General features: G+C 71.9%; 7 protein-coding genes. 6 read left to right on the top strand and 1 reads right to left on the bottom strand.

Annotation, left to right across the window (positions count from 1 at the left end):
- On the bottom strand, positions 1–937 hold a 937-nt coding region (gene sucC, locus ACFO4E_RS29685; protein WP_378580577.1), incomplete at its 3' end, for an ADP-forming succinate--CoA ligase subunit beta.
- A 599-nt stretch (positions 938–1,536) separates the two neighbouring features.
- Between sucC and ACFO4E_RS29690 the strand changes: the two genes are divergently transcribed.
- The 6 genes from ACFO4E_RS29690 to ACFO4E_RS29715 all read left to right on the top strand — a co-directional run bounded on the left by ACFO4E_RS29690 (position 1,537) and on the right by ACFO4E_RS29715 (position 10,504).
- Positions 1,537–2,913, top strand: coding sequence for an MFS transporter (locus tag ACFO4E_RS29690; RefSeq protein ID WP_378580579.1), 1,377 nt, complete (start codon positions 1,537–1,539; stop codon positions 2,911–2,913).
- Positions 2,914–2,987: 74 nt separating this feature from the next.
- A complete protein-coding gene (locus tag ACFO4E_RS29695) occupies positions 2,988–4,676 on the top strand; it encodes a thiamine pyrophosphate-binding protein (protein WP_378580580.1) in 1,689 nt (562 codons plus the stop codon).
- Positions 4,677–4,692: 16 nt separating this feature from the next.
- Entirely contained in the window at positions 4,693–5,922 is a 1,230-nt protein-coding gene (gene frc, locus ACFO4E_RS29700) for a formyl-CoA transferase (RefSeq protein WP_378580581.1), read from the top strand.
- A gap of 4 nt (positions 5,923–5,926) precedes the next feature.
- A complete protein-coding gene (locus ACFO4E_RS29705) occupies positions 5,927–8,074 on the top strand; it encodes an acetate--CoA ligase family protein (RefSeq protein ID WP_378580583.1) in 2,148 nt (715 codons plus the stop codon).
- 274 nt (positions 8,075–8,348) lie between these two features.
- Positions 8,349–9,941: an Nramp family divalent metal transporter gene (locus ACFO4E_RS29710; RefSeq protein WP_378580585.1), complete on the top strand. Its 1,593-nt coding sequence runs from the start codon at positions 8,349–8,351 to the stop codon at positions 9,939–9,941.
- Positions 9,941–10,504 (top strand): hypothetical protein, encoded by a 564-nt coding sequence (locus ACFO4E_RS29715; protein WP_378580587.1) that lies wholly within the window; start codon positions 9,941–9,943, stop codon positions 10,502–10,504. The genes ACFO4E_RS29710 and ACFO4E_RS29715 overlap by 1 nt, the downstream gene beginning before the upstream one ends.
- The last annotated feature ends 244 nt before the right edge of the window (positions 10,505–10,748 follow it).

Below are 10,748 nucleotides of genomic sequence, written 5' to 3' on the forward strand. Positions count from 1 at the left end.
CGAACACGCTCTTGACCGAGGGGTCGCCCAGGATGATCTCCAGGCCGTTGGCCATGACCTCGGCCGAGGCGCCGCCGCCGATGTCGAGGAAGTTGGCGGGCTTGACCCCGCCGTGGGCCTCGCCGGCGTAGGCGACCACGTCCAGGGTGGACATGACCAGGCCCGCACCGTTGCCGATGATCCCGACCTCACCGTCGAGCTTCACATAGTTCAGGCCCTTGGCACGCGCGGCGGTCTCGCGGGGGTCGGCGGCGCCGTCGTCGTGGAAGGGGGTGCGCTCGGGGTGCCGGAAGGCGGCGTGCTCGTCGAGGGTGACCTTGCCGTCGAGGGCGAGGATGCGGCCGTCGCGCGTGCGGGCCAGGGGGTTGACCTCGACGAGCGTGGCGTCCTCCTCGGCGGCGACGGCCCACAGGCGCTGGAGCACCGCCGCGGCGCGGGCATGGACCGCCGGGGGGAGGCCGGCCTTGGCGCAGATGGCGATCGCGTCGTCGCGTCCCAGTCCGGTGAGGGCGTCGACCGGGGTGCGCACCACGGCGTCGGGACGCTCGGCGGCCACCGCCTCGATGTCCATGCCGCCCTCGGCCGAGCAGATCGACAGGAACGTGCGGTTGGAGCGGTCGAGCAGGAACGAGACGTAGTACTCCTCGGCGATGTCGCTGGCCTCTTCGACCAGGACCCGGTGCACCGTGTGCCCCTTGATGTCCATGCCGAGGATCTGCTCGGCCTTGGCCTGCGCGTCCTCGGGGCCATCGGCCACCTTCACACCGCCGGCCTTGCCGCGGCCACCCGTCTTGACCTGCGCCTTGACGACGACACGGCCGCCCAGGCGCTCGGCGCTCAATGCGGCCTGCTCGGGTGTGCCGGCGAGTTGTCGTAGGGCGAGCGGCACGCCGTGCTCGCCGAACAGCTGTTTGGCTTCGTGCTCGTAGAGGTCCACCGAGTCTCCTCCTCTGTCGCGGTCCTCGGCTCTGCCTCTGTCATACGCGAGATCGTATGCAGTATGCAATATCTCTTTCGCGGCGGGTTCACACCGCCGCCGGTCAACGCCCGCCTCCTCCCCCGGCTCCACCGACCCCACGCAAAGGGCCTTCGGCCAGGGGCGGCGCCGCCTCCGCTCGCTCGTCGGCTCGCCGCTCCACCCCCCGTCGCACTCACCTCCTCCCTCGACTCCACCGGCACCACGGAAGGGCCTACGGCCAGAGGCAGCGCCGCCTCCGCTCGCTCGTCGGCTCGCCGCTCCATCCCCCGTCGCACTCACCTCCTCCCTCGACTCCACCGGCACCACGGAAGGGCCTCCGGCCAGAGGCAGCGCCGCCTCCGCTCGCTCGTCGGCTCGCCGCTCCACCCCCCGTCGCACCGTCGGCCGCGCCCCCACGTCCACGCCGATCCGCCGGCGGACGCCTTCACCCTCCCGCGGCGCCACCCCGGATCCCACCCCCGCGCCACCCCACCACCGCCCCCGAATTCCGCGCTCCACCCCCTTCCCTCGAACGCGATGCACAGCGCATACTGCATACAGAATGCTGGAGGTGATCCGTGGTGGCTCCATCCCCCTCTGTCATCCCCCCAGGCCATCTGCCCTCCCCCTACGACGTACCGCGGGGCGAGTACCGCGACTGGAGCGGCCGGCGCTACCGGGTCGGTGCCTCGGCGCGCGACCTCACCGGCCGGGGCCGCGGCCACCAGCTGCGCCGCGCGGCGCTCGCGGTCGCCGCGGCCGGGACGCTCCAGTTCGCCTATGGGGCGGCGGTGCCGGCGCTGGCCGCCGCGCACGGCTGGACCCTGACCCAGGCGCTGCTCCCGCTGCTGGTGTGGACGGTGGTGCAGGGCGCGTCGGCCGTGCCCATCGCACGCCTGCACTCCCGCGGCGCGCTGCCGCCGGCCGCGGCCGTCACGGCCGGCGCGCCGATGTGCGCCGCCGGCCTGCTGAGCATCGGCTTCGCCGGCTCCCTCCCCGTCGCGGCGGTGGGCTACGGCGTCATCGGCGGCCTGGGAGCCGGGCTCGTCTACCACTCCTGCGTGCACGTGGTCGCGGCCTGGTACCCCGAGCGACCCGTGGCCCGCGCCGGGGTGGCCGGGGGCGCCTTCGCGCTGGGGGCCGTTCCGGCGGTGCTGGGCGCCCTGCTGCTGCCCGGCCCCGGCGTCCTGGGACCGGCCTGCGCCGCGCTGGCCGTCGCCACAGGTGCCCTGATCGCCGTGGGTGGGGCGCGGCTGCACGCGCCCCCCGCGCACTGGTGGCCGCCGGGGACCGACCCCCGGGCATGGGCGCTGCGCGGCCGGGCCGACCCGCTGCCCGGGGCCGAGCACTCCCCGACGCAGGCCTGGCGCAGCGGGGCACTGCCCGCCCTGCACGCCGTGCTGGCCCTGGGGGGCGCCGTCGCGCTCTTCGACTTGGCGGTGCTGCCCGCCTTCCTGCTGGCCGAGGGCCATTCCCCCGGTGGGGCGGCCCTAGTGGCGGCCGTGCTGGTGGCGGCCAGCGGGGCCGGCCGCGTGGCGGCGGCCGCGCGCGCCGAGCGCGGCGGAGGCCGCCGGGTGCTGGCGGGCGCGCTGCTGGCCGGGGCGCTGGCGCAGTTCGGCCTGCTCGCCGCCGGATCCACAGGCGGCGGCCTGGCCGCCCTGGTGGTGCTGGCGGTGCCCGCCGGGCTGGGCGGCGGCGCCTGCTATCCGCTCACCCGCGCGCTGGCGACCGACTACTTCGGCGCGCGCCACTCCACCGACATCCAGGGGCTCGTCTACAGCGCCAAGGGTCTGGGCGGGCTGCTGGGCGTGGGCGGCGCCGCGTTGCTCCTTCTGCTCGCGCCGGAGTCCGGCGCCGCCGCGGGGTTCGCGGCCGCCGGCGTGTGCGCGCTGGTCGCCGCGGGTATCGCGGGGCGGCTGCGGCGCCCCCTGCCGGTTCGCACGATTCCGCTCTAGACACGCGCCCGGCGCTCATGTAGCAATGGAAAACATACGGTATGCAGTATCCAATGAAGGGGATGTTCGCAGCGATGACTGACGACAAGAGGGAAGACGCCACGATCTCCGGCGGCCATCTCGTGGCCAAGGCCCTCAAGGCCGAGGGGATCGACGTGATCTTCACCCTGTGCGGCGGCCACATCATCGACATCTACGACGGCTGCGCCGACGAGGGCATCGATGTGATCGACGTCCGCCACGAACAGGTGGCCGCACACGCCGCCGACGGCTACGCGCGGATCACCGGCAAGCCCGGCTGCGCCGTGGTCACCGCCGGTCCGGGCACCACCGACGCCGTCACCGGGATCGCCAACGCCTACCGCGCCGAAAGCCCGCTGCTGGTCATCGGCGGCCAGGGCGCCCTCAGCCAGCACAAGATGGGCTCCCTCCAGGACCTGCCGCACGTGGACATGATCAACCCGATCTCCAAGTTCGCCGCGACCGTCCCCCACACCGAGCGCGTCGCCGACCTGGTCTCGATGGCCTTCCGCGAGGCGGTGAACGGCGCCCCCGGCCCGTCGTTCCTGGAGATCCCCCGCGACATCCTCGACGCCAAGGTCCCCGTCGCGAAGGCGCGGATCCCCGAGGCGGGCCGGTACCGGGCCTCCACCCGCCAGGCCGGCGACCCCGCCGCCATCGAGCGCCTGGCCGAACTCCTCGTCCGCGCCGAGCGGCCCAGCATCCTGCTCGGCGGCCAGGTATGGACGACCCGGGCCACCGACTCCGCCATCGAGCTCGTGCGCGCGCTCAACGTCCCCGCCTACATGAACGGGGCGGGCCGCGGCACCCTGCCGCCCGGCGACCCGCACCACTTCCAGCTCTCCCGGCGCCACGCCTTCGCCAACTCCGACCTCATCATCATCGTCGGCACGCCGTTCGACTTCCGGATGGGCTACGGCAAGCGCCTGTCCCCCGACGCCACCGTCGTGCAGATCGACCTGTCCTACGCCACGGTCGGCAAGAACCGCGACATCGACCTCGGCATCGTCGGCGACGCCGACGTCGTGCTGTCCTCGGTGCTCCAGGCCACCTCGGCCTACGGCGACAACGGCGCCCAGGGCCGCAAGGCATGGCTGGAGGAGCTGCGCCAGCAGGAGGCCAAGGCGCTCGACAAGCGCGCACCGCTGCTGCGCTCCGACGCCTCGCCCATCCACCCCTACCGGCTGGTCAGCGAGATCAACGACTTCCTCACCGAGGACTCCATCTACATCGGCGACGGCGGCGACGTCGTCACCTTCTCCGGCCAGGTCGTCCAGCCCAAGTCGCCGGGCCACTGGCTGGACCCCGGCCCGCTGGGCACGCTGGGCGTGGGCATCCCCTTCGTCATGGCGGCCAAGTACGCCCGGCCCGACAAGGAGGTCGTGGCCCTGTTCGGCGACGGCGCCTTCAGCCTCACCGGGTGGGACTTCGAGACCCTGGTCCGGTTCGACATGCCGTTCGTCGGCGTCATCGGCAACAACTCCTCCATGAACCAGATCCGCTACGGCCAGATCGCCAAGTACGGCGCGGACCGCGGCGAGATCGGCAACACCCTCGGCGACGTCCGCTACTCGGAGTTCGCCAAGATGCTGGGCGGCTACGGCGAAGAGGTCCACGACCCCGCCGAGATCGGCCCGGCGCTGCGCCGCGCACGCGAGTCCGGCAAGCCGTCGCTGATCAACGTCTGGATCGACCCCGAGGTCTACGCCCCCGGGACGATGAACCAGACCATGTACAAGTAGGGAGCCCTGAGACGCCATGAGCAAGGCACTCGACGGTGTCCGCGTCCTCGACATGACCCACGTGCAGTCCGGTCCGTCGGCCACGCAGATCCTGGGCTGGCTGGGCGCCGACGTCGTCAAGCTGGAGGCGCCCAGCGGCGACATCACCCGCCGCCAACTGCGCGACCTCCCCGACGTGGACAGCCTCTACTTCACGATGCTGAACTCCAACAAGCGCAGCATCACCCTCAACACCAAGAGCGACGAGGGCAAGCGGATCTTCCTCGACCTGGTCCGCTCCAGCGACGTCCTGGTGGAGAACTTCGCGCCCGGGGCGCTCGACCGCATGGGCTTCACCTGGGAGGTGCTCCAGGAGGCCAACCCGCGGCTCGTCTACGCCTCGATCAAGGGGTTCGGCCCCGGCGACTACGCCGACTACAAGGCCTACGAGGTCATCGCGCAGGCCATGGGCGGCTCGATGAGCACCACCGGCTTCGACGACGGCCCGCCGCTGGCCACCGGCGCGCAGATCGGCGACTCCGGGACCGGGATGCACACGGTGGCCGGGATCCTCGCGGCGCTGTACCAGCGCACCCGGACCGGCACCGGCCAGCGCGTCGAGGTCGCCATGCAGGACGCCGTGCTCAACCTGTGCCGGGTCAAGCTGCGCGACCAGCAGCGGCTGGCCCACGGCCCGCTCAACGAGTACCCCAACGAGAGCTTCGGCGACGAGGTGCCGCGCTCTGGGAACGCCTCGGGCGGCGGGCAGCCCGGCTGGGCGGTGCGCACCGCCCCCGGCGGCCCCAACGACTACGTCTACGTCATCATCCAGCCCCCCGGATGGGAGCCGATCACCCGGCTCATCGGCCGGCCCGACCTGGCGACCGACCCGGAGTGGGCGACCCCCGAAGCCCGGCTGGACAAGCTCGACAAGGCGTTCGCCCTGATCGAGGAGTGGTCGGTGAACATCCCCAAGTGGGATGTGCTGGCGGCGCTCAACGCCCACAACATCCCCTGCGGGCCGATCCTGTCCACCCGGGAGATCATCGACGACCCCACGCTCAACGCGAACGGGATCGTCGCCACCGTGGAGCACCCCGAACGCGGCACCTACAAGACGGTGGGCCTGCCCATCCGCCTGTCGGCCTCCCCCGCCGACATCCGCCGCTCCCCCCTTCTCGGTGAGCACAACAGCGAGGTCTACGTGGGCGAGCTGGGGCTGTCCGAGGACGACCTCACCGCGCTCAAGTCGAACGGAGTGATCTGACACCATGGCCAACCCAACCGATCCCGGCTACGACCGCGAGGCCGTGCGCGCGGTGCTGGACCGGGCCCGCACCGAGGGCCGCACCTCCCTCACCGCGCCCGAGGGCAAGGCGCTGGCCGACGCCTACGGGCTGCCGGTCCCCGGTGAGGCGCTGGCCCGCGACGCCGACGAGGCGGTGTCGCTCGCCGTGGAACTGGGGCTGCCGGTCGTCGCCAAGATCGTCTCCCCCGACATCCTGCACAAGACCGAGGCCGGCGGCGTCGAGGTCGGGCTCACCTCCCCGCAGGAGGTGAAGGCCGCCTACCACCGCATCGTCGCCAACGCCCGCGCCTACGACCCCGAGGCCCGCATCGACGGCGTGCAGCTCCAGCAGCAGATCGGCGCCGGCCTGGAGGTGCTGGTCGGCGCCACCACCGACCCCACCTTCGGCAAGATCGTGGTCTTCGGGCTGGGCGGCGTGCTCGTGGAGGTCCTCAAGGACGTCGCGTTCCGGCTGGCGCCGGTCACGCGCGAGGAGGCGCTCTCCCAGGTCGGCGGCATCAAGGCCGCCGAAGTCCTCGACGGCGTGCGCGGTGGCGCCGCGGTCGACCGCGGACGCCTGGCCGACCTGCTGGTGCGCCTGTCCGACCTGGTCACGGACTTCCCCGAGATCGCCGAGGCCGACCTCAACCCGGTCTTCGCCACCGCCGACGACGCCATCGCCGCCGACCTGCGGTTCGTGCTCGACTTCGACCCGGCCGAGCCCCCCAAGCGGTTCGGCCGCGACGAGATCCTGACCGCGATGAACCGGATCTTCACCCCCCGCTCCATCGCGATCATCGGCGCCTCCAACGAGACCGGCAAGATCGGCAACTCGGTCATCCGCAACATCGTCGACGGCGGCTACGCCGGCGAGGTGTACCCGATCAACCCCAAGTCCGACGAGGTCTACGGCCGCGCCGCCTACAAGAGCATCGGCGACGTCCCCGGCGACGTGGACGTGGCGGTCTTCGCCGTACCCGCCAAGTTCGTCGCCGCCACCCTGGAGGAGGCGGGGCGCAAGGGGGTGGCCGGGGCCATCCTCATCCCCTCGGGGTTCGCCGAGACCGGGGAGCAGGAGCTCCAGGACGAGGTGCTCGCGGTCGCCCGCCGCCACAACGTGCGGATCCTCGGCCCCAACATCTACGGCTACTACTACACGCCGCAGAAACTGTCGGCGACGTTCTGCACGCCCTACGACGTCGCGGGCGGCACCGCGCTGACGTCGCAGTCGGGCGGCATCGGCATGGCCATCCTCGGCTACAGCCGCAGCACCAGCACCGGTGTCTCGGCGATCGTGGGGGTCGGCAACAAGGCCGACATCGACGAGGACGACCTGCTCACCTTCTTCGGCCAGGACGACAACACCAACGCCATCGCCATGCACCTGGAAGACCTCAAGGACGGCCGGGCGTTCGTGGAGGCGGCCCGCGAGGTCGTGCCGCGCAAGCCGGTGATCGTCCTCAAGGCCGGGCGCACCTCGGCCGGCGCCCGCGCGGCCGGGTCGCACACCGGGGCGCTGGCCGGCGACGACAAGGTCTACGACGACATCCTGCGCCAGGCCGGGGTGGTGCGGGCTCCGGGGCTCAACGAGCTGCTGGAGTTCGGCCGCGCGCTGCCGGTCCTGCCGGCGCCCACGGGCGAGAACGTCGTCATCATCACCGGCGCCGGCGGTTCGGGCGTGCTGCTCTCCGACGCCGTCATCGACAACGGCATGTCGCTCTATGAGATCCCGCCCGACCTCGACGAGGCGTTCCGCGCCTTCATCCCGCCCTTCGGGGCGGCCGGCAACCCGGTGGACATCACCGGGGGCGAGCCGCCGTCGACCTACGAGAAGACGATCCGGCTGGGCCTGGAGGACCCGCGCGTCCACGCGCTGATCCTGGGCTACTGGCACACCATCGTCACCCCGCCCATGGTCTTCGCCGAGCTGGTCGCCGACGTGGTGGCCCAGGCGCGCGCCGCGGGCATCGACAAGCCGGTGGTGGCCTCGCTCTCGGGCGACACCGAGGTCGAGGCGGCCAGCGCCCACCTCTTCCGGCACGGCGTGGTGGCCTACCCCTACACCACCGAGAAGCCGGTCCAGGTTCTCGGCGCGAAGTATCGCTGGGCGCGCGCCGCGGGTCTACTCTGATCGGACGGCCGCACCACCCGCACCATATGTACCGTTCGCACCCGCAGTGACCACCCCATATCCCGCTCCATCCCCCGCCGCCGAGGTCGCACCCGGCGGTCGGCGATCCGCTATCGCCGACCGCCGGGCCCACCACCGGCGCCCGCGCTCCGCCAGCACGGGCCCGGCGCAGCCACCGCCCACCCCGTTCATGTGCGAAGGAGGCCCACCAGCAGTGCCAGGGGGCGTATGAAGGGCGCTCGCGCGCCCGCATCCGCGAGGGAGAACTGCACGCATGGACTCCTCAGATGTGAACGCCGACCGGCCGCTGAGCCGCGACGATCCCGCCACCACCCACACGCCGCCGCGTGTCCCCGCCCAACGGAGCATGCCCGCCGCCGAGAGCGGCGGCGCCGGCACCGCCGAACCCGCACCGGCCCCCGCCGATGAGCGCTTCTACAAGTCGGGCAAGCTGGAGCCGCTGCCCATCCGCCCGCTGCCCAAGGCCCCGCCCTCCATCCACATCCTCGGCCCGACCGTGTTCCTGGTGGCGCTCGGCGTCGGGATGGGCGAGTCCTACATGTGGCCGCGGCTGGTCCTGATCTTCGGGCCCGAGATCCGCTGGCTGTTCCTGATCGGCGTCAGCCTCCAGGCCGTCGTGATGCTGGAGATGTCGCGCTACGCGATGGCCACCGGGGAGAGCATCTTCTTCGGCGCGGCCCGGGTGTTCAAACCGCTGATGTGGTTCTTCTTCGTCACGGCCATGCTGGTCTATATCTGGCCCGGCCATCTCTCCGCGGGCGCGTCGGCCTTCGAACGGGTCACGGGGATCCCCTGGCAGGGCTCGGCGATCGCCGGGATGCTGCTGGTGGGGGTGGTCTTCACCCTCGCCAAGGTGGTCTACAACCTGCTGGAGAACGTGCTCTCCATCTGTATCGGCGTGCTCGTGGTGGGCACCGCCGTGGTGGCGGCCATGGTCGGCAGCTTCGCCGACCTCTCCAGCACGATCACCGGCATGTTCGCCTTCGGCTACATGCCCGAGGAAGCGATGTCGCCGGCCTGGTTCCCCGTCATCGTGGGCGCGATCGCCTTCGCCGGCCCCTCCGGCATGCAGCAGATGTGGTACACGCTCCACCTGCGCGACAAGGGCGCGGGCATGGGCGCGCACATCCCGCGCATCCGCGGGCTGCGGCACTCCGACGAGCAGGAGTCCATGCCCACGCGCGGGTTCATGTTCGACACCTCCGACCCCGAGGAGATGAGCAAGTGGAGAGGGTGGCGCAAGTGGGTCACCTTCGACGCGTTCGTCCTCTTCTGGGGCATCACGATGCTGGTGACGATCTCCTTCACGGTCCTCGCCCAGGCGTCGGCCCGCATCGACCCCGGGGTCACGGCGGTCATCCGCGACGGTGAACGCGACGCGGCGCTCGACGCGATGGCCGCCTCGTTCTCCGCCGCGGGCAGCCCCATCCTCGGGACGGTGTTCTTCTGCTTCATCGCCCTGATCGGCCTCAACGCCACGCTGGGCCTGTTCGACTCCTTCTCGCGCGGCCAGGCCGACATGACGTACTTCTTCGTGCCGGGCGCGAAGCGGTTCAGCATCTCGAAGCTGTACGCGTTCTTCCTGTGGGGGCTCATCGCCTTCGGGATCGGCATCCTGCTGTTCGGGCCCGCCGACGGGCCGGCCGCGATCCTGGACGTGCTGGCCTTCCTGTCCACCTTCGCCATGGGGTCCTACTGCGTGGTGCTCCTCCTGGTGAACAACCTGAGACTGCCCAAGCCGATCCGCCCGGGCATCGTCTCCAACCTGGTCATCGGCTTCGCCGCGGTGTTCTACCTCGGGATGCTGTTCTACTCGCTCTTCGCCTACGGCGTGGTGGTGAGCTGATGGCGGCGCAGATCGCGGCAGCGGGCGGACTCCCCACCACCGTCCGGTACGCGGAAGTCGCCGTGCCCGGCATCGCGATCGGCCTGGTGGCCGGCGCCTTCGCGGCCGGGGTGGCCGCGCTGGCCGGACTGCCCGCCGTCCAGACCGTCACGATCGCCGCGGCACTGGGCATCCCGTTGGCGCTGCTCGGCGCGGGCTACTGCGTCCTGCTGGCCATGGGCCGGTTCGGCGTGGGAGCCGTGGGCCCGGCGGCACTGTACTGGCTGGTGGGGTTCCCGCTGGCCCGGCTGATCGACGAGTACGCGGTGGCCCAGGTGCTGGGCCACGATTCGGTGCTGCGCGAGCCGCTGCTGTCGTTCCTGCTGTTCCAGGCGCTGCTGAGCATCGGGTTCGCGATCGGCTTCCTGTGGCTGCACGAACGGCTGGCCCCGAGCTGGCTGATCCGGATCCGCGGCCACAACCCGGTGGCGGCCGACCTGGTCGAACGCTACCTGAACCAGGTCGAGGCCCTCGACCGCCGCCGCGCCCGCGCGCCGCGCGCCGGGCACCGCGACACATCCTGACACCGCTCCCCTCCGCTCCCGGGCGCCCGTGCGGGGCGCCCGGGACGGGGACGCGTGTACCTGCGACCCGTCTGGAGTACCGGGACCTTGGACATCTCGCCCCTGGTGTGGGGCATCACCATCGCCGTGCTGCTCGGTGTCATCGCCGTCGACTTCATCATCACCGCCCGCAACCCCCACGAACCCACCATGCGCGAAGCCGGCGCCTGGATCTCCGTCTACGTCGGCCTCGCCATCGCCTTCG

Source organism: Nocardiopsis mangrovi (genome assembly GCF_042653925.1).
GTDB classification, from domain to species: domain Bacteria; phylum Actinomycetota; class Actinomycetes; order Streptosporangiales; family Streptosporangiaceae; genus Nocardiopsis_B; species Nocardiopsis_B mangrovi.